Genomic DNA, 17,795 nt, shown 5'->3' on the forward strand with positions numbered 1-17,795 from the left:
CGGCTTATCCCATCGTGGGGATGACGAAGGCGTTGCCGCCGTCGGCGGAGCCGTCCGGCCAGCGCTGGGTGATGGTCTTCACCTTGGTCCAGAACTTCACGCCCTCCATGCCGTGCTGGTTGGTGTCGCCGAACGCCGAGCGCTTCCAGCCGCCGAACGTGTGGTAGGCGACCGGCACCGGGATCGGCACGTTGATGCCGACCATGCCGACGTTGACGCGCGCGGCGAACTCGCGGGCGGCGTGGCCGTTGCGCGTGAAGATGGCGACGCCGTTGCCGTACTGGTGCTGCGTCGGAAGCTGGAGCGCCTCCTCGAAGCTGTCGGCGCGGACCATCTGGAGCACGGGGCCGAAGATCTCTTCCTGATAGGTGCGCATGTTCGTCTTCACGCGGTCGAACAGGCTCGGGCCGACGAAGAAGCCGTCCTCGTGGCCCTGCAGCGTGAAGCCGCGGCCGTCGACGACAAGCTCGGCGCCCTCGTCCACGCCCATCTGGATGTAGTTCTCGATCTTCGCCTTGTGCGCGGCGGTGACGACCGGGCCGTAATGCGCCTCGGCATCGGTGGAGACGCCGACGCGCAGCGCCGCGATCGCGGGCAGCAGCTTTTCGCGCAGGTTCGCGGCGGTCTTGTCGCCGACCGGCACCACCACGGGAAGCGCCATGCAGCGCTCGCCCGCCGAGCCGAAGGCCGCGCCCGCGAGGTCGTTCACGACCTGGTCGAGATCGGCGTCGGGCATGACGATGCCGTGGTTCTTGGCGCCGCCCATCGCCTGCACGCGCTTACCGGCCGCCGCGCCGCGCTGGTAGACGTAGTGCGCGATGTCGGACGAGCCGACGAAGCTCACGGCATGGATGTCGGGATGATCGAGGATCGCGTCCACCGCGCTCTTGTCGCCGTGGACGACGTTGAGCACGCCCGCCGGAAGGCCCGCCTCCATCATCAGCTTCGCAAGTTCGACCGGCACCGAAGGATCGCGCTCCGACGGCTTCAGGATGAAGGCATTGCCCACCGCGATGGCGACGCCGAACATCCACATCGGGATCATGGCCGGAAAGTTGAATGGCGTGATGCCCGCGACGACGCCGAGCGGCTGGCGCATCGAGTAGACGTCGATGCCGGGGCCCGCCCCTTGCGTGTACTCGCCCTTCTGCGCGTGCGGTATGCCGCAGGCGAACTCGACGACCTCGAGCCCGCGCTGGATGTCGCCCTTGGCGTCGGCGATCACCTTGCCGTGCTCGGACGAGAGCAGCTCGGCGAGCTTGTTCATGTCGCGTTCGATCAGGCGCTTGTATTCGAACATCACGCGCGCACGGCGCTGCGGGTTCGTGGCGGCCCAGCCGATCTGCGCGGCCTTCGCCACCTCGACCGCGCGGGCGATCTCGGCATCCGTCGCGAACTGGACGCGCGCCTGCACCTTGCCGGTGTTGGGGTTGAACACGTCGCCGAAGCGGCCGCTGGTGCCCTTGACGGTCTCGCCGCCGATGAAAAGGTCGATTTCGCGCAAGGTGCCGGTCATGCTCATTCCCCAAGGATAGGCCAAAGTGGCGTTGGCGCGCTTATCGGCCTTCGCACGTGCACGGGCAATTCCTCAGATTCGCATTACGCTGCTGCGATTTTGCAGTATGGAAGTACAGTGAACTGGGATGACCTGCGCATTTTCCTGTGCGTCGCGCGCACGCAGCGGCTGAACGCGGCGGCACGCGAACTCGGCGTCGATGCGACCACGATCGGCCGGCGATTGGCGCGGCTGGAGCGCGACGTCGATGCGACGCTCTTCGAGCAGGGGCCCGCGGGCTACGTGCTGACCGAGCGCGGGCGCGCGCTTGTCGAGCACGCCGAATCCGCCGAGCAGGCGGCGCTGCGCTTCGGCGGCGAGGTCTCCGGCGAGGCGGGGCCGGGCGGCACGGTGCGGGTCAGCGTCGTCGAGGGCTTCGGCACGTGGATCGTCGCGCGCGCGCTTCCCGATTTCCACCGCCGCCACCCGCGCATCGTCATCGACCTCGTCGCGGGCAGCGGCGTGCTCAGCCCGTCGCGGCGCGAGGCGGACATCGCCATCATGCTCGCGCGTCCGCAGCACGGCCCGCTCGTCGCGCGCAGGCTCACCGACTACCGCCTCGGCCTCTATGCGAGCCCGGCCTATCTGGAGAGCGCGGGGGAGCCGAAGGCGCGCGCCGATCTGCTGGACCACAGCATCGTCGGCTACGTGCCCGATCACATCTTCACGCCGGAACTCGACTATCTCGGCGAGGTGCTGCCCGGCCTCGAACCGGCGATCCGCAGCACCAGCATCAACGCGCAGTGGGAGATGGTCGCGGGCGGCGGCGGCATCGGCGTCCTGCCGCGCTTCATGGCGGCGCAAGATGCGCGCGTCGTGCCGGTGCTCGCGGGCGACGTCTCGCTCAGGCGCAGTTTCTGGCTGGTGATGCACCGCGACATGCGCCGCTTCGCGCGCATCGCCGCCTTCTCGCAATGGATCGACGAGGTGGTGGCCCGGCGTCGGGACGTGCTGCTGTAGCGCGGTCGGCGCAAGCTACGGATCGAGCCGCGTTACGAACTCCGCTCCGGCACGACCTCATCTTCGTCGACGGCCTGCGGAATTTCGGCGAGGCCTTCGTTCGCGGGCAGGGGATAGGTGCCGTAGGCGAGGTCGAGGCCCGCGCGCAGGTCGCCGCTCGCGATTTGGAGGGCGAGGCGCTCGCTGTCGCGTTCGCGATATTCGGCCTCGATCGCGTCGACGGTCGCCTCGTCGACGCCCGCCGCCTTCAGCGCGGCGCAGCCCATCGCCACCGCGCTCTCGTGCACCTCGCGCACCACCGCGTCGCAGTCTGCGTTGGCGAGCTGGATGACGTGGCGGCGGTCGAAGGCGCGGATCAGCACCTTGAGGCTCGGAAAGGCGCGGCGCACGGCGCCCAGCATCTCGTTCGTCACCTGCTGGCCGTCGTTGCAGTAGATGAGAAGCTGCGCCTCCTCCGCGCCCGCCATGCGCAGCACGTCGAGCCGGGTGCCGTCGCCGTAATAGACCTTCTGGCCGAACCGCCCCGAAAGCTCGATCTGGCCCGGCTTGCGGTCGATGAGCGTGACCGGGATGCCGCGCGCGGCGAGAAGCTGGTTCACGGTCTGGCCGAAGCGGCCGTAGCCGACGAGGATCGCGGGCGCGTTCTCGGCTTCTTCCGGCCCTTCGACATCGTGGTCCTCGCCCCCGTGCTCCACCAGCCGGTCGATCCCGGCGATGAGGAGCGGGGTGAGCGCCATCGAGACGGTGACGGCGGCGGCGAACAGGCTGGAGGCTTGGGAGGCGAGCAGGAGCCCGCTTTCGGCCGCCGTCAACACGACGAACGCGAACTCGCCGCCCTGCGCGAGGTGCACGCCGGTGAGCGCCGAATCGCGCCAGTTCGAGCCGAACAGGCGGGCGAGCACCGCGATGGTCACGAACTTCACGCCCAGCAGGATGGTGACGTAGAGCAGGATACGCGCCGGCTGTTGAAGAATGATCGAGAGGTCGAGCAACATGCCGACCGCCATGAAGAACAGGCCGAGCAGCAGCCCCCGGAACGGGTCGATGTCCGCCTCCACCTCGTGCCGGTAGGGGCTGTCCGCGAGCATCACGCCCGCGATGAACGCGCCGAGCGCCATCGAAAGCCCGAAGCTCGCCATCAGGAAGGCGGAGCCGACGACCATCAGCAGCGCGCCGATCACGAACACCTCGCGCGTGCCCGTCTGCGCGATCAGGCGGAACAGCGGGTTCACGAGGAAGCGCCCGGCAAGCACCAGCGCGCCGATCGCGACGAGGGACTTCCACACGAGCTCCCAGCCTTCGGGTGCCAGCGCGTCCGTCGTGCGCGACAGCGCCGTCGTCACGATCAGCAGCGGGACGATGGCGAGGTCCTGCATCAGGTGGATCGAGATGATGCGCTGGCCGAGCGGCGTGTTGATCTTGCCCTGATCGCGCAGGATCTGCACGTCGAGCGCGGTGGAGGAGAGCGCCAGCGCAAGCCCGATGACGAGCGCCGCCTGCCACGTGAAGCTCGTGGTGAGAAGCAGCGCGCCGGTGATGGCGAGGCCGCAGAGCACCACCTGCGCGCTGCCCAGCCCGAAGATGTCGTAGCGCAGGTCCCACAATCGCCGGGGGCGGAGTTCGAGGCCGATCACGAACAGCAGCAGCACGACGCCGAACTCGGCGAACGCCAGCGTCGCTTCGGGATCGGTGACGAGGCCGAGCAGATGCGGCCCGATGATCATGCCCGCGACGAGGTAGCCGAGCACTGCGCCGAGCTTCAGGCGGTGGAACAGCGGCACGATCGCGACCGCTGCCGCAAGATAGACGACTCCGTCGCGAAGCAGGGTCGAATCGCCGCCGACCGCCATCAGCCGCGTGTCTCCGTCCGCCGGTTTGCGGTGCGCGGATCGGGCTTGTAGAAACGGCGGGGAAACAGCGGAGGCATGGCTACCGGCAATGAAGATCGACGAGGACAGCCCACAGGTACGCTTCCCGCCTCCGTTCGTCTACGCTGGGATGCTGCTGCTGGGGCTCGGCATCGGGCGGCTTCTCGACGATCCGCCGATCGGCCTCGACATCAGGGCGGCGAGCATCGCGGGCATGGTCCTGGCCGTCGGGGGCCTCGGCCTCATCTTCGCAGCGCTGCTCCGTTTCCGGCAGGCGGGTACGAATCCCGAGCCGTGGCGGCAGACGACGGCGTTCGTCGCGAGCGGCGTCTACCGCTGGACGCGCAACCCCATGTACCTCGGCATGGCGCTGATCTTCGCGGGGCTCGCCCTCATCTTCGACAGCCTCGCGACGCTCCTGCTGCTGCCTTTCGTGGTGATCCTGATTGACCGGCAGGTGATCGCACGCGAGGAGCGCTATCTCGAAGCGAAGTTCGGGGACGACTACCGCGCCTACAAGGACAGGGTCAGGCGCTGGCTATGACGGCGGCGTCCTCGGCCGCGCTCGCCGCCGCGTCGAAGGCGAGCAGGATGGAAGGGTGGCGCGCCTTGTAGGCCTGCGCCGGGCGGAAGATTTCGAGGTCCGGCCAGCCGTCCGGCACGTCGCCGTCGCCCTTCAGGAACGCCGTAAGCGCGGCGTGCGCGGCGCGCAGTTCGGCGGCCGATCTGCCGATGACGCCGCCGCCGAGGATCGAGGCCGAGGCCTGCCCGAGTGCGCAGGCGCGCACCTCCTGCCCGAACAGCGCGACGCGGCCTTCACCGTCGAGACCGACGTCGGCGGTGACGCGGCTGCCGCAGATCGGCGAGACCTTGCGGCTCGTCGCCTGCGGCGCGGCAAGGCGCGTCTGGTGCGGGATCGCCGCGGCGAGGCGCAGGATCGCGGTGTTGTAGAGCGGTTCGGACATCGCGGCCGATATAGGGCGGCGGCGGGCGTCTAGCCAGCCTCGCCGTCGTCGGCGCGGCCGTGGACGAAGCGGTCGACGTAGTCGTTGCCGCTGTTCTCGAGGTCGGCGACCTTGCCTTCCCAGTGGATGCGCCCGTCCTTCAGCATGGCGACGCGGTCCGCGATGCGGCGCACGCTCGCCATGTCGTGCGTGATGGTGACGGCGGTGACGCCGAGGTCGGTGACGAGGCCGCGGATCAGCCGGTTGATCTGGTCGGCGCGGATCGGGTCGAGGCCCGTGGTGGGCTCGTCGAAGAAGATGATCTCGGGCTCCGCCGCGATGGCGCGGGCGAGCGCGACGCGCTTCTGCATCCCGCCCGAAAGCTCGGAGGGCTTCAGGTCCGCCACGGTTGCGTCGAGGCCGACCTTCGCAAGCAGTTCCACCGCCTTCGCGTGCATCGCCTTCGCGTTCGTGGCGCGGCCCCGCGTCAGCCCGAACGTGATGTTGCGCCACACGGGCAGCGAATCGAACAGCGCACCGCCCTGGAACAACATGCCGATGCGGTTCCGGAGTCCGGTGCGCTCGGTGCGCGAGGTGGCGGCGAGGTCGACGCCGTCGAGGCGGATCGTGCCGCCGTCGATGGGCATGATACCGAGCACGCACTTCAGCATCACGGATTTTCCGGTGCCCGATCCGCCGATCACGACCAGCGATTCGCCCGGCGCGACGCTGAGGTCGATGTGGTCGAGCACGACCTTCGGCCCGAACGTCTTGCGGACACCGACAAGCTCGATGCTGCCCCCGCGCGCGCCTGCCGTCATGTGCCGAACACCAGCACGGTGATGATGAGGTTGGCGAGCAGGATCAGCACGAAGGCGCTGACCACTGCGTTCGTCGTCGAGCGGCCGACGCCCGCCGCGCCGCCCATGCTGCGGAAGCCGTGGTAGCAGCCCATCATGGCGATGATGAAGCCGAACACCGCCGCCTTCACGAGGCTCGACGACACGTCGTCCCATTCGAGGTACTGCCGCGTCGTGGCGAGGTAGGAGGTGACGTTGAAGCCGAGCCGCTGCGTGCCGATCAGGAAGCCGCCCATCACGCCGAGCGCGTTCGAAACGAGCACGAGTAGCGGCAGCACGATCACCGCGGCGACGAGGCGCGGCGCGATCAGGTACTGGAAGGGATCGGTCCGGAGCGTCGTGAGCGCGTCGATCTGCTCGGTGACGCGCATCGTGCCGAGTTCGGCGGCCATCGCGGAGGAGACGCGGCCCGCCACCATCAGCCCGCCGAGCACGGGGCCGAGCTCGCGCACGATGGCGATGACGGTGACGGCGGGCACGGTGCTCTCGGCATTGAAGCGGCTGCCGCCCACGAAGATCTGCTGCGCGAGCGCCGCGCCGGTGAACACGGCGGTGAGGCCCACGACCGGCAGCGAGAACCAGCCGATGATCAGCATCTGCTCGACGAGGCGGCCGAAATAGTAAGGCGGGCGCACGGCGGCGGCGAGCGCGCGCAGCGTGAACAGCGCGACCCGGCCGATGCTGGCGAGCGCGGCGAGCGTGGCGCGGCCCGGGTGGGCGAAGAAGGCGACGAGTGCGTCTGTCATACGTAGACCCGCTCATAGCGGGCGCCGAGCCCGGTCAGCAACTCATACTCGGAAAGCCCGGACTGGGCCGCAGCTTCGGCAAGGTCGTAGGCGAGGTCCACCCGGTCGCCGGGCACGGGAACCGGCGTGTCGGTGACGTCGATGATGATCATGTCCATCGAAACGCGCCCGACGACGGGCGCGCGCCTGCCGTCCACCAGCGCCGCTCCCCGATTGGAGAAGGCGCGAAGGTATCCGTCCGCGTAGCCGACGTTGAGCACGGCGAGGCGGCTGTCGCGCCGCGCCGTCCATGTCGCGCCGTAGCCCGCGCAGTCGCCGGCGGGCACGTCGCGGCACTGGATGACGCGCGCCTGCGGGAACACCACCTGCCGCATTCCCATGCCGCCGTAGAGGCCGATGCCGGGACGGACGTGGCCGAACGCATAGTCGCACCCGAGCAGGATGCCCGCCGTGTTCGCGAGCGCACCGCGCGCGCCCAGTGCGGACGCTATGCCCGCGAACCGGTCGCGCTGCACGGCGTTCAGCGGATGCTCCGGCGTATCGGCGCAGGCGAGGTGGGAGTGAACGGTGTCCACATCGAGCCCCGCGAACATCTCGGTGCAGAAGCCGCGCCATTCGAAGCCGAGACGGTTCATGCCCGTGTCCACCATGACGTCGCAGCGCCGCCCGGCGCCGTGCGCGCGCCACAGCGCGACCTGCTCGGGGCTGACCAGCACGGGGTCCGCGTCGATGGAAAGCGCGGCGGGGAGGTCCGCGGCATCCACGCCGTGCAGCACCTTCACGCGGAGGTCCGGCGCGTGCCCGGCAAGCGCGGCGGCCTCCTGCCAGTTCGACACGTAGACCGTGCGGCAGCCTTCCGCGTGGAGCCGGTCCACGACGGCCTTCGCGCCGAGGCCGTAGCCGTTCGCCTTCACTGCCGCGCCCGCGTCCACGCCTGCCAGCGCGCGGAGCTGCCGCCAGTTCGCGGCAAGCGCGCCCATGTCGATGCGGAGGCGGAGAGGCGAGGGCGGGATCATGTGGAGGGACGGATAGCGGGGGAGGCCGCGATGCGCAAATCACGCTTTGCAAGGTCGCACCGCGCTCGCTATGTTCACACTCTGTTCTGGATCGTGGGTGGCGAATGGCGCGGCTGAAAACCCAGTATGTCTGTCAGGCGTGCGGCGCGGTGAGCCCGCGCTGGGCCGGGCAGTGCGGCGAATGCAAGGAGTGGAACAGCATCGTCGAGGACGCCGGCGCGGTCGTCACGCCCTTCTCGGCGAAGCAGTCGCTCTCGCGCGGCGGCACGGCGATCCGCCTGCAATCGCTGGACGAGGAAACGCCGCTCCCGGCGCGGCTTCCCACCGGCGTCGCCGAGCTTGACCGCACGCTCGGCGGCGGCGTGGTGCCGGGCAGTGCCATCCTGATCGGCGGCGATCCGGGCATCGGCAAGTCGACACTGCTGCTTCAGGTGGCGGGCAAGATGGCGATGGCGGGGAGGCGCATCGTCTACCTTTCGGGCGAGGAGGCGGCGGATCAGGTGCGCCTTCGCGCGCAGCGGCTCGGGCTCGGCAAGGCGGACGTGGCGCTCGCCAGCGTCACCTCCGTGCGCGACATATTGACGACGCTCGCCGAACGCACCGCGCCCGACCTCCTCGTCATCGATTCGATCCAGACCATGCACTCGGACATGCTTGAGGGCGCCCCCGGCACGGTGAGCCAGGTGCGCGCCGCCGCGCAGGAGCTCATCCGCTATGCGAAGTCCGAAGGCGCGGCGGTGGTGCTCGTCGGCCACGTCACCAAGGACGGGCAGATCGCCGGGCCGCGCGTGCTCGAGCACATGGTCGACACCGTGCTCTATTTCGAAGGCGAGCGCTCGCACCAGTACCGTATCCTGCGCGCCGTCAAGAACCGCTTCGGCGGCACCGACGAGATCGGCGTGTTCGCGATGGGCACGCTCGGCCTCGAGGAGGTCTCCAACCCCTCGTCGCTGTTCCTCACGCAGCGCGAGGCGCCGGTGCCGGGGTCGGTGGTGTTCCCCGCGATCGAGGGCACGCGCCCGGTGATGGTGGAGGTGCAGGCGCTCGTCGTGCGCCTGCCGTCCGGCGCGACGCCGCGCCGCGCGGTCGTCGGCTGGGATTCGGGGCGGCTCGCCATGATCCTCGCGGTGCTGGAGGCGCGCTGCGGGCTCAATTTCTCGACCTGCGAGGTCTACCTCAACATCGCGGGCGGCCTGCGCGTCTCGGACCCGGCGGCGGACCTCGCCGTCGCCGCCGCGCTCGCCTCGGCGATGGCGGAGCGGCCGATCCGGCTCGACACGGTGGTGCTCGGCGAGATCGCGCTTTCGGGCGAGATCCGCGCCGCGCCGCACCTCGGGCTCAGGCTCAAGGAAGCGCAGAAGCTGGGCTTCGAGCGCGCCTTCCTGCCGGGCGGCGCGACCGCGAAGGGAGACGGCGTGCCCAATGGCATGAAAGCCACAGGCTTCAAACATTTGTCGGGCCTTGTTGACCACCTCTGCGGCGCCGATTAGGGGCCGCAAAATATGGACATGACCGGGTTCGACATCGTCGTTCTGCTCATCGTTGGCGCGCTGGCCGTGCTCGGCGCCGTCCGCGGCTTCGTGACCGAGATCCTGACGCTGCTCGCGTGGGTCGCGGCAGTCGTCGCGCTGAAGCTGTTCTACCCGGCGGGCAAGCTGATCGCGGCCGGCATGGTCGGCAGCGAGGTGGCGGCGGCGGCCATCGCCTTCATCGTCATCTTCTTCGGCACCTTCTTCCTGTTCCGCCTCGTCGGGCGGCTGCTCGGCGATCGCACCAAGCGCTCGGTGATCGGGCCCGTCGACCGCGTGCTCGGGCTCGGCTTCGGCGCGGTGAAGGGCCTCATCGTCGTCAGCCTCGTCTTCCTCGTCGTCACGCGCGGCCATGCGCTCATCTGGGGCGGCAACGAGAAGCTGCCGGAGTGGCTGCTCGCCGCGAAGACCGAGCCGCTGCTCGACATCACCAGCCGCGCGATCATCGACTACGCTGAGGAGCGGCAGGGAGGCCTCGGCCTCGGCGACGACCGGCCGCGCGCGTCTCCCGAAGACCGGCACTACAGCGATACGAGCGGCGGCGAAGGCTACACGGACGAAGAGCGCGACGCGCTCGACGATCTGCTGGACGACGCCGGCTCCACCGAAATCTAGGACAGGTCCGGTTTCCTTCGCCGCGGATTCGCGGTAGGGGCGCGGCCATGACCGAAATCCGCCTCTACAACACGCTGACGCGCAAAAAAGACGTCTTCACGCCCGCCGATCCGGACCGGGTGACGATGTACGTGTGCGGCCCCACGGTCTACAACCGCGCGCACATCGGCAACGCCCGGCCCGCCGTGGTGTTCGACGTGCTGTTCCGCCTGCTGCGCCACACCTACGGCGAGAAGGCCGTCCACTATGCGCGGAACTTCACGGACATCGACGACAAGATCATGGCCGCTGCCGAAGCGGAAGGCGTGCCGATCGAGACGATCACGAAGCGCTACGAGGACTTCTACCGCGCCGACATGGGCGCGCTCGGCGTGCAGCGGCCCACGTATGAGCCGCGCGCGACAGAGCACGTCGCGCAGATGATCGCGATGATCGAGGCGCTCATCGAGAAGGGCGCGGCCTACGCCGCCGAGGGCCATGCGCTGTTCGACATTACGAAGGACGCCGACTACGGCACGCTCTCGCGCCGCGGACAAGATGAGATGATCACGGGCGCGCGCGTCGAGGTGGCTCCCTACAAGAAGAACCCCGGCGATTTCGTGCTCTGGAAGCCGAGCGCGGCGGACCAGCCGGGCTGGGACTCCCCGTGGGGCCGCGGCCGCCCCGGCTGGCACATCGAATGCTCGGCGATGATCGAGGCCCACCTCGGCACCACCATCGACATCCACGGCGGCGGCCTCGACCTCCAGTTCCCGCACCACGAGAACGAATGCGCGCAAAGCCGCTGCGCCCACGGCGGCGCGCCGCTCGCGCAGGTGTGGATGCACAACGGCTTCCTCTCGATGGACAAGGAGAAGATGTCGAAGTCGCTCGGCAACGTGGTGACGGTCGGCGAGCTTCTGGAGCAAGGCCACAAGGGCGAGACGCTGCGCCTCGCCCTGCTGATGGCGCACTACCGGCAACCGCTGGATTGGAACGATCGGTTGATCGGGCAGGCGAAGGCGATGCTCGACGGCTTCGCGAACGCGATCCGGTCGTCCGATGCGCCCTATGTGGAGGCGGAGGTTCCGGCGGCGGTGCTCGCTGCGCTGGCGGACGATCTCAACACGCCCGCCGTGCTCGCCGAGATGCAGAAGGTTCGCAAGGACCTGACCACGGCGGGCTCGGAGGCGGAGGCTTCGAAGGCGAAATCGGAGTTGCACGCGATTGGAAGGCTTCTCGGGTTGTCCTCGCTGCAAACTGTAGTTTTTGTGGAACCTGCTACTTTGCATCTTCCGGGCCAAAACATTGAGGTTGTGGTTTCGGATGAACGTATCACCCAGCATGTTGCCACTCGCGCTGCCGCCAAAGCTGCAAAGAACTGGGCCGAGGCCGACCGCATCCGTGATCAGCTGAAGGCGGAGGGCATCATCCTCGAGGACAAGCCCGATGGGACGACGGTCTGGCGGCGGGCGTAGTATGGTTCCCGGCCTGCGCCGGGGTGACGGGATAGCGCGCGCTTGAGGATGGCGCTCAGTAGAGCGCCGCGACCTCGCGGACGATCATGATGCCGAGCGCGACCCACGACAGGCCGAACAGCGCGAAGCGGACCATGACGCGGTTGAACGTCGCCTGCACCAGCGAATGCAGCGCGCGCAGGATCACGTAGGCCCATGCCGCGAGCACGTGCCACTGGTCGGCGTGGCCGAGCAGCACGATGGCGATGACCATCGCGTAGAAGATCGTCGGCGCCTCGAAGAGGTGGTTGTAGTTGTCGGCGACGCGGCGCGCCTCGCTCGGCAGCGTGTCGAGTGCGCCCGGATGCTGCGCCGACTGCGGGTCGATCTTGGCCTGGTTCATCGCGGGTATCCGCGTCGCGTACATCCACACGAACATCACCAGATTGAGCAGCCCCATCGCGACGATGGTCTGCAGCATCGAGATCACGTTGCTGTTCAAGGTCATGGGCGATCCTCCCCTGTTGTCTCCCGGCGCGGATGCTGCGCCTTCGCGCCGCCGGGCGCAACCCTCACGGTCGACAGGGCAAATCGAGGCCGATATGCTCCGCCCATGCGTGAGAAGGAGCTTCGGCTGGCGCTCGTCTGCTACGGCGGCATCAGCCTTGCCGTTTACATGCACGGCATCACGCAGGAGATCTGGAAGCTGCTGCGCGCGAGCCGCAGCTGGCACGACGCCGATCCGGACCCGCCCGGCGGCGATACCGAGCCCGTCTATCACGAGCTGCTCGACGCGATCGGCAAGCACGTCCGGCTGCGCGTGCTCGTCGATATCGTCGCGGGCGCGTCGGCGGGCGGCATCAACGGCATCTTCCTCGCGCAGGCGATCTCGTCCGGCCAGAGCCTCGCCCCGCTCGCCGACCTCTGGCTCGACAAGGCGGATGCCGACGAGCTCCTCGACCCCGCGGCGGTGCCGAAATCGCGCTGGAGCAAGTTCTACGCGCGGCCGCTGCTCTGGATGGCGCGCGGGCAGACCGATCCCCTGGACGAGATCGTCGAGAAGGGCGCGCGCGAGGAGCTGCGCATCAAGGTCTCGCGCTTCATCCGCTCGCGCTGGTTCGAGCCGCCGTTCTCGGGCGAGCATTTCACCGAGCTGCTGCTCGGCGCGTTCGAAGCGATGGCGGAGACGAAGGCGGCCTCGCCGCTGCTGCCGCCCGGCCAGCCGCTCGACCTGTTCGTCACCGTCACCGACTATCACGGCTACCCGGAGCGCCTGCGCCTGCACAGCCCCGAGGAGGTGATGGAGGTCGAGCACCGCAAGCTCATCACCTTCCGCGATTCGAGCGAGCGCGGCGCGGAGCGGAAGCTCGCCGACATCCCCTCCCTCACCTTCGCGGCGCGTGCCACCGCGTCCTTTCCGGGCGCCTTCCCGCCGTTCCAGCCGAGCGAGCTCGACCGCGTGCTGGCGAAGGGCGGCAAGCCGTGGCCGGAGCGGGCGTCGTTCCTGTCGCGCGTGTTCCCGCACCGCGCAACGGCGGGGCTCGATCCGGCGAACGCGGCGCTGCTCGACGGCAGCATCCTCAACAACGCGCCGTTCTCGCCCGCCATCGCCGCGCTCCGCCAGCGCCCGGCGCACCGCGAGATCGACCGCCGCTTCGTCTACATCGACCCCAAGCCCGGCATCCGCGCCATCGGCGCGCGCATCGACACCACGAAGCCGCCGGGCTTCTTCTCGACGATCCTGCGCTCGCTGTCCGACATCCCGCGCGAGCAGCCGATCCGCGACGATCTCGACCACCTCGCCGGGCTTTCGGCCCGCGTGCGGCGCCTCAGCCATGTCGTCGAGGGCGTGCGCGCCACGGTGGACGAGGCGATCGAGGACGCGATCGGCCGCCGCCAGCTTCGCGCGAAGGTGCTGCCCGCGAAGCTCCAGCAGTGGCGCGCGCAGGCGAACGCCGAGGCCGTGCTGCGCGCGGGCTTCACCTACCCGTCCTACGCGCACCTGAAGCTGAGCCAGATCGTCGAGGAGATGGCGCGGCTGTTCGCCGACCTCGGCGAGCATGAGCGCGACGCCGCGGAGCGCGTCCGCAAGGAGGTCTGGCGGCATATCCGCAAGAACGGCATCGACCGCGTGACCAAGACCACCCGCCCGAGAGACGCCGACACCGACGTCTTCGTGCAGTTCCTGCGCCGCTACGACCTCGGCTTCCGCATCCGGCGGCTGCGCTTCATCGTCCGGCGCGTCAACGAATGGGGCGATGCGGGCGGACCGGAGGAGCTTCAGAAGACCGAGGCGTTGAAGACCGCGCTCTACGACCTGCTCGCGCCCTATCTCGATCGCCGCCGGCTCGCCTTCTACGGCCCGTGGGTCCGCAATCCCGCCGAAACCGCGAACGCGGACCCCGTGCCGGTGATCGAGGCCTATGGCGAGGCGCTCGGGCTCACCGACTTCGACGCGCTCGGCGACGCGCGGCTCGCCGCCATCATCACGGACTGCACCACGCCGGACCTCCGCGCCCAGCTCCTGAAGGCCTATCTCGGCTTCCCCTTCTACGACATCGCCACCTTCCCGCTGTTGCAGGGCGAGGGTCTCGACGAGTTCGACGAGATCAAGGTCGACCGCATCTCGCCGGACGACGCGCGCGCGATCCGCGAGGGCGGCGCGCTCGCGACGCTGAAAGGCATAAAGTTCAACAGCTTCGGCGCGTTCTTCAGCCGCGCCTACCGCGAGAACGACTATCTCTGGGGCCGCCTCCACGGCGTCGACCGGGTGATCGACATCGTCGTCTCGGCGCTGCCCGAGGGCAAGCATCTGGAGCCGGGCTTCGTGGCCGCGATCAAGAAGCGCGCCTTCCATGCCATCCTCGACGCCGAGGCGCCGCGGCTCACGGCGGTGCCGGACCTCATCGAGGAGCTTCGCAAGGAGATCGGGTAAAAACGCTTATCCCCAGCATTTCCACAGAGCACGCCGTGGAAGACGATGTATAGTGCGCCCATGCTGACACCGCTTCGTGCCGTACCGGCGCCTGCCGACGACTCGCCGACTCTTCCGCACAACCTCGATGCGGAGGCGGCGCTGCTCGGCGCCATGATGATCGACAACCGGCTCGCCGAGGACGTGCAGCTGAAGCTGCGGCCCGAGCATTTCTTCGAACCCGTGCACGGCGAGATCTATGCCGCCATCCTGAAGCTCGTCGACCGCGCCATGCTGGCGACCCCGGTGACGCTGAGGCCGATGTTCGCCGAGCATCCGGCCCTCGCCGAGCTTGGCGGCCCCGCCTATCTCGCGCAGCTCACCGAGCAGTCCGCCGCGCTCATCGCCGCCAAGGACTTCGCCGCGCAGATCTACGACCTCGCCCTCCTGCGCGAGCTCGTGCGCGTCGGGCGCGAAATGGTGGTGAGCGCCTCGGACACGTCCGTGGACGTGAACCCGCACGAGCAGATCCAGCAGGCCGAGCTCGCGCTCTACAAGGTCGCCGAGGAAGGCGAGGTCTCGAACGCGGTGAAGAGCTTCGCCCAGTCCGCGACGCTCGCCGTGCAGATGGCGGAGCGCGCCAAGCAGTCGGGCGGGCACCTCTCGGGCATCACCACCGGCCTCAACGCGCTCAACACCAAGATCGGCGGGCTCCATCGCTCCGACCTCGTCATCCTCGCCGGGCGCCCGGCGATGGGCAAGACGGCGCTCGCCACCAACATCGCCTTCTCGGCCGCCGAACGCCTGATGAAGGACCGCGCCGACCAGATCGACAAGACGAGCGGCGCGGGCGTCGCCTTCTTCAGCCTCGAAATGTCGGCGGACCAGCTCGCGACGCGTATCCTTGCCGAGCAGGCGCGGATCAGCTCCGAGGACCTGCGCATGGGCAAGATCAACCAGGCGCAGTTCCGCGAGCTGGTGCGCGCGTCCGCCGCGCTTCAGGACCTGCCGCTCTACATCGACGATACGCCCGGCCTCACCATCGCCGCGCTGCGCTCGCGCGCGCGGCGCCTCAAGCGCCAGAAGGGCGTCGGCCTCATCGTCGTCGACTACCTCCAGCTTCTGCAAGGCAGCAGCCGGCAGGCGAACGACAACCGCGTCAACGAGATCTCGGAGATCACGCGCGGCCTGAAGACGCTCGCCAAGGAGCTGAACGTGCCGGTGATCGCGCTGTCGCAGCTCTCGCGCGCCGTCGAGCAGCGCGAGGACAAGCGGCCCCAGCTCGCCGACCTTCGCGAATCCGGCACCATCGAGCAGGACGCCGACATCGTGCTGTTCGTATACCGCGACGAATATTACCACGCCCAGAAGAAGCCCGAGGACGGCACCGAGAAGTTCGAGAAGTGGATCGAGCGCGGCAACGCGATCCGCGGCCGCGCCGAGGTGATCGTGGCGAAGCAGCGCCATGGCTCCACCGGCATCGTCGACCTGCATTTCGAAGCCGTGCACACGCGCTTCAGCGACCTCGCCGACGACGCGCACCTGCCCGAGCGGGCCTACGAATAGACGCTACTTCGCCTTCAGATACTGGGGCTTCACGAGCGCGCGGAGTGCGTCCGTCATCGGCACCTCGATCTCGAAATCGCCCTCCGCGTAGGGCCCCGCGACATAGGGCGCGAGCAGCACGCGGAAGCCGGAAATGTCCTGCCCCGGCCATGATGCCACCGCTACGGGCTGGTCGCTGAGCGGCGGGCAATCGTCGAACAGGCCGCTTTCGATCTTGCCGCGCCGCGACACGCGCTCGGCATCGAGCGCCGTGCAATAGGCTGGCGTCAGCAGTTTTTCGGCGGCGGCCCAGTCGGCGAACAGGTCGCTGAAGCCGATCTCCCGCCGCTCGGCCTTGTCCCAGTACTTGACCGCGAAGCCGTGGTTGGGGTGCGCGCCGCCCGTGTACATCGAGATGTCGGCGCGGACGTTGAACAGCGCGGGCGTATCGGCGGCGACCGTCCAGTCCTGCACGAAAAAGTGCGCCAGTTTCGGCGCGTCCGCGGGCCGCAGCTTCATGTCCTCCTCGGCCCCGGCCTGCATTTCCTCCGCGCTCGCCAGCGCCTGCACGCGGAGCGTCGAAAGCAGCGTCGGCGCCTCGGCGAGTTCCGGCGGCGCGCGCCACAGGAAATCGAGCTCGGGCGTCTCGCGCTTCACGAGCAGGTCGCTGGCCGGGATCGAGACATCGGTGCCGTCCGCCGTCTGCACCACCGTGCTTTCGCGGGCGGGCACAGCGTCGGTCCCGGTTTGCCCGGCCTCGCAGGCGGAGAGTGCGAACGCCGCCACCCCGATTGCAAGACAGTGCTTCATGTCAGCCTCTCCAGCGATGTCGCCGACAGCTTATCGGCTGCGGCCCCGGCCGACAATCGCGCCCCCGAGTGTCGCCGTTTTTTACAGGCGTATATCCGCGCAAGGTGAAAATGGCGAGGAACCGCCATTGGCACAGGCATTGCTTGCTTGTGGTCGACGAACATTCAAACGCACGGTTGGGGATCGCATGAAATCAGTTTCCGTTTTCGCCACGGCCTTCGTTCTGGCCGCGGGGAGCGCTGCGCAGGCCGCGCCCATTCTCGTAACGGCCGTCGGCCAGCTGGTGCAGGCGTCGCCGATTCCGGGCACGACGCTCCCGGATTTTGCCGCGCCCATCGCCGATTTTTCCGATTTCGCGGCGTATTGGGTCATTGATCCGGATGCCGGAACCAGGATAACGACGCCGCTGCCGGCGCCGTCGATCGGCGAGACCGTCTACTTCCGCGGTTCGGTCATCGAGTTCGGCGCGGTGATCTCCGGTTTCGGTTTCGATCCGCTGTTCCTCACCAACAGCCCGGCGAGCCTGCGGCAGGCCTTCCTGCTCGACAATGCCATCAGCGGCACCCGGATCACCGATCAGTTCAGCATCGCGGGCGGCGCGTTCCTGGACGGGTCGGGCCTCGTGCGCGAGATCGCTTTCGATCGCGACCTTGGCGAGGACGTCTTTATTTCACTGTTCCAGGTCAACCTGTCTGAAGGCACCTTCCTGCCGGAGGACCCGCCGAGCCTGCTCGACGGCGATTCCTTTCCCGATCTCGACCGCGTGATCGAGACCGCGCAGTTCCGGTCGCTCATTCTTCGCTTCAGCCACGGCACGCCGACCACGGCCGCCGAGATGCGGGCGTTGCCGCAGATGACCTTCAACGGCATCAACATGTTCATCGGCTACACCTATCTCGACGACGTGGAGACGCCGGAACCGGCCGCCATCGGCCTCTTCGGTTTCGGCCTCGCCGCACTTGCGCTGCGCCGCCGCCGCCGCGCGGGCTGATCACTC

At 68.8% G+C, this 17,795-nt stretch carries 16 protein-coding genes; 8 read left to right on the forward strand and 8 right to left on the reverse strand.

Annotated elements, in window-relative coordinates; translation table 11 throughout:
• Nucleotides 1–4 precede the first annotated feature (4 nt).
• Complete coding sequence (locus PE061_RS11920) at nucleotides 5–1,516, reverse strand: CoA-acylating methylmalonate-semialdehyde dehydrogenase (RefSeq protein WP_271255500.1); 1,512 nt, start codon at nucleotides 1,514–1,516, stop codon at nucleotides 5–7.
• Between the two features lie 117 nt (nucleotides 1,517–1,633).
• On the opposite strand from PE061_RS11920, the gene PE061_RS11925 reads away from it, so the two are divergent.
• Nucleotides 1,634–2,515 carry a LysR family transcriptional regulator gene (locus tag PE061_RS11925; RefSeq protein WP_271255501.1) on the forward strand — a complete coding sequence of 294 codons (882 nt, stop codon included), beginning with the start codon at nucleotides 1,634–1,636 and terminating at the stop codon, nucleotides 2,513–2,515.
• Nucleotides 2,516–2,547: 32 nt separating this feature from the next.
• Here the strand turns inward: PE061_RS11925 and PE061_RS11930 are convergent, their stop codons facing one another.
• Nucleotides 2,548–4,365: a monovalent cation:proton antiporter-2 (CPA2) family protein gene (locus tag PE061_RS11930; protein ID WP_271255502.1), complete on the reverse strand. Its 1,818-nt coding sequence runs from the start codon at nucleotides 4,363–4,365 to the stop codon at nucleotides 2,548–2,550.
• Nucleotides 4,366–4,453: 88 nt separating this feature from the next.
• On the opposite strand from PE061_RS11930, the gene PE061_RS11935 reads away from it, so the two are divergent.
• The gene (locus PE061_RS11935; protein WP_271255503.1) at nucleotides 4,454–4,927 is read left to right on the forward strand and encodes a methyltransferase family protein; all 474 of its coding nucleotides are present in this window, start codon (nucleotides 4,454–4,456) and stop codon (nucleotides 4,925–4,927) included.
• Here PE061_RS11935 and PE061_RS11940 read toward each other — a convergent pair.
• The 4 genes from PE061_RS11940 to alr are packed head-to-tail and all read right to left on the reverse strand — an operon-like array spanning nucleotide 4,911 to nucleotide 7,949.
• A complete protein-coding gene (locus PE061_RS11940) occupies nucleotides 4,911–5,348 on the reverse strand; it encodes an iron-sulfur cluster assembly scaffold protein (RefSeq protein ID WP_271255504.1) in 438 nt (145 codons plus the stop codon). The two genes, PE061_RS11935 and PE061_RS11940, sit on opposite strands and share 17 nt — an antisense overlap.
• Nucleotides 5,349–5,377: 29 nt before the next feature.
• The gene (locus PE061_RS11945) at nucleotides 5,378–6,148 is read right to left on the reverse strand and encodes an ABC transporter ATP-binding protein (RefSeq protein WP_271255505.1); all 771 of its coding nucleotides are present in this window, start codon (nucleotides 6,146–6,148) and stop codon (nucleotides 5,378–5,380) included.
• Nucleotides 6,145–6,933, reverse strand: a complete 789-nt coding sequence (locus PE061_RS11950; RefSeq protein WP_271255506.1) for an MlaE family ABC transporter permease — start codon at nucleotides 6,931–6,933, stop codon at nucleotides 6,145–6,147. Before PE061_RS11950 ends, PE061_RS11945 begins: the two co-directional genes overlap by 4 nt.
• The gene (alr, locus tag PE061_RS11955) at nucleotides 6,930–7,949 is read right to left on the reverse strand and encodes an alanine racemase (protein ID WP_271255507.1); all 1,020 of its coding nucleotides are present in this window, start codon (nucleotides 7,947–7,949) and stop codon (nucleotides 6,930–6,932) included. The genes PE061_RS11950 and alr overlap by 4 nt, the downstream gene beginning before the upstream one ends.
• Before the next feature lie 104 nt (nucleotides 7,950–8,053).
• Here alr and radA point away from each other — a divergent pair, with 104 nt between their 5' ends.
• The 3 genes from radA to cysS are packed head-to-tail and all read left to right on the forward strand — an operon-like array spanning nucleotide 8,054 to nucleotide 11,550.
• Nucleotides 8,054–9,439, forward strand: a complete 1,386-nt coding sequence (gene radA, locus PE061_RS11960) for a DNA repair protein RadA (protein ID WP_271255508.1) — start codon at nucleotides 8,054–8,056, stop codon at nucleotides 9,437–9,439.
• 18 nt (nucleotides 9,440–9,457) lie between these two features.
• Nucleotides 9,458–10,093 carry a CvpA family protein gene (locus tag PE061_RS11965; RefSeq protein WP_271255509.1) on the forward strand — a complete coding sequence of 212 codons (636 nt, stop codon included), beginning with the start codon at nucleotides 9,458–9,460 and terminating at the stop codon, nucleotides 10,091–10,093.
• Nucleotides 10,094–10,140: 47 nt separating this feature from the next.
• On the forward strand, nucleotides 10,141–11,550 hold the full coding sequence (cysS, locus tag PE061_RS11970; RefSeq protein ID WP_271255510.1) for a cysteine--tRNA ligase: 1,410 nt from the start codon (nucleotides 10,141–10,143) through the stop codon (nucleotides 11,548–11,550).
• Nucleotides 11,551–11,605: 55 nt separating this feature from the next.
• Here the strand turns inward: cysS and PE061_RS11975 are convergent, their stop codons facing one another.
• On the reverse strand, nucleotides 11,606–12,037 hold the full coding sequence (locus PE061_RS11975) for an MAPEG family protein (protein ID WP_271255511.1): 432 nt from the start codon (nucleotides 12,035–12,037) through the stop codon (nucleotides 11,606–11,608).
• Between the two features lie 105 nt (nucleotides 12,038–12,142).
• Between PE061_RS11975 and PE061_RS11980 the strand changes: the two genes are divergently transcribed.
• Entirely contained in the window at nucleotides 12,143–14,464 is a 2,322-nt protein-coding gene (locus PE061_RS11980; RefSeq protein WP_271255512.1) for a patatin-like protein, read from the forward strand.
• 60 nt (nucleotides 14,465–14,524) lie between these two features.
• Nucleotides 14,525–16,009: a replicative DNA helicase gene (locus tag PE061_RS11985; protein WP_271255513.1), complete on the forward strand. Its 1,485-nt coding sequence runs from the start codon at nucleotides 14,525–14,527 to the stop codon at nucleotides 16,007–16,009.
• 3 nt (nucleotides 16,010–16,012) lie between these two features.
• Here the strand turns inward: PE061_RS11985 and PE061_RS11990 are convergent, their stop codons facing one another.
• The gene (locus tag PE061_RS11990; RefSeq protein ID WP_271255514.1) at nucleotides 16,013–16,798 is read right to left on the reverse strand and encodes a hypothetical protein; all 786 of its coding nucleotides are present in this window, start codon (nucleotides 16,796–16,798) and stop codon (nucleotides 16,013–16,015) included.
• A gap of 187 nt (nucleotides 16,799–16,985) precedes the next feature.
• Here PE061_RS11990 and PE061_RS11995 point away from each other — a divergent pair, with 187 nt between their 5' ends.
• The gene (locus PE061_RS11995; RefSeq protein ID WP_271255515.1) at nucleotides 16,986–17,789 is read left to right on the forward strand and encodes a PEP-CTERM sorting domain-containing protein; all 804 of its coding nucleotides are present in this window, start codon (nucleotides 16,986–16,988) and stop codon (nucleotides 17,787–17,789) included.
• Nucleotides 17,790–17,795: the final 6 nt, after the last annotated feature.

The sequence above is a fragment of the Sphingosinicella microcystinivorans genome, assembly GCF_027941835.1.
In the GTDB taxonomy this organism is placed as follows: domain Bacteria; phylum Pseudomonadota; class Alphaproteobacteria; order Sphingomonadales; family Sphingomonadaceae; genus Sphingosinicella.

What these genes read in the sequence shown, in the direction of transcription:
- PE061_RS11990 (WP_271255514.1), bottom strand. Translation starts at nt 16,798, where the DNA reads ATGAAGCACTGTCTTGCAATCGGGGTGGCGGCGTTCGCACTCTCCGCC.
- PE061_RS11985 (WP_271255513.1), top strand. Translation starts at nt 14,525, where the DNA reads ATGCTGACACCGCTTCGTGCCGTACCGGCGCCTGCCGACGACTCGCCG.
- PE061_RS11965 (WP_271255509.1), top strand. Translation starts at nt 9,458, where the DNA reads ATGACCGGGTTCGACATCGTCGTTCTGCTCATCGTTGGCGCGCTGGCC.
- cysS (WP_271255510.1), top strand. Translation starts at nt 10,141, where the DNA reads ATGACCGAAATCCGCCTCTACAACACGCTGACGCGCAAAAAAGACGTC.
- PE061_RS11930 (WP_271255502.1), bottom strand. Translation starts at nt 4,365, where the DNA reads ATGGCGGTCGGCGGCGATTCGACCCTGCTTCGCGACGGAGTCGTCTAT.
- PE061_RS11950 (WP_271255506.1), bottom strand. Translation starts at nt 6,933, where the DNA reads ATGACAGACGCACTCGTCGCCTTCTTCGCCCACCCGGGCCGCGCCACG.
- alr (WP_271255507.1), bottom strand. Translation starts at nt 7,949, where the DNA reads ATGATCCCGCCCTCGCCTCTCCGCCTCCGCATCGACATGGGCGCGCTT.
- PE061_RS11945 (WP_271255505.1), bottom strand. Translation starts at nt 6,148, where the DNA reads ATGACGGCAGGCGCGCGCGGGGGCAGCATCGAGCTTGTCGGTGTCCGC.
- PE061_RS11935 (WP_271255503.1), top strand. Translation starts at nt 4,454, where the DNA reads ATGAAGATCGACGAGGACAGCCCACAGGTACGCTTCCCGCCTCCGTTC.
- PE061_RS11975 (WP_271255511.1), bottom strand. Translation starts at nt 12,037, where the DNA reads ATGACCTTGAACAGCAACGTGATCTCGATGCTGCAGACCATCGTCGCG.
- PE061_RS11995 (WP_271255515.1), top strand. Translation starts at nt 16,986, where the DNA reads ATGAAATCAGTTTCCGTTTTCGCCACGGCCTTCGTTCTGGCCGCGGGG.
- PE061_RS11920 (WP_271255500.1), bottom strand. Translation starts at nt 1,516, where the DNA reads ATGACCGGCACCTTGCGCGAAATCGACCTTTTCATCGGCGGCGAGACC.
- PE061_RS11940 (WP_271255504.1), bottom strand. Translation starts at nt 5,348, where the DNA reads ATGTCCGAACCGCTCTACAACACCGCGATCCTGCGCCTCGCCGCGGCG.
- radA (WP_271255508.1), top strand. Translation starts at nt 8,054, where the DNA reads ATGGCGCGGCTGAAAACCCAGTATGTCTGTCAGGCGTGCGGCGCGGTG.
- PE061_RS11980 (WP_271255512.1), top strand. Translation starts at nt 12,143, where the DNA reads ATGCGTGAGAAGGAGCTTCGGCTGGCGCTCGTCTGCTACGGCGGCATC.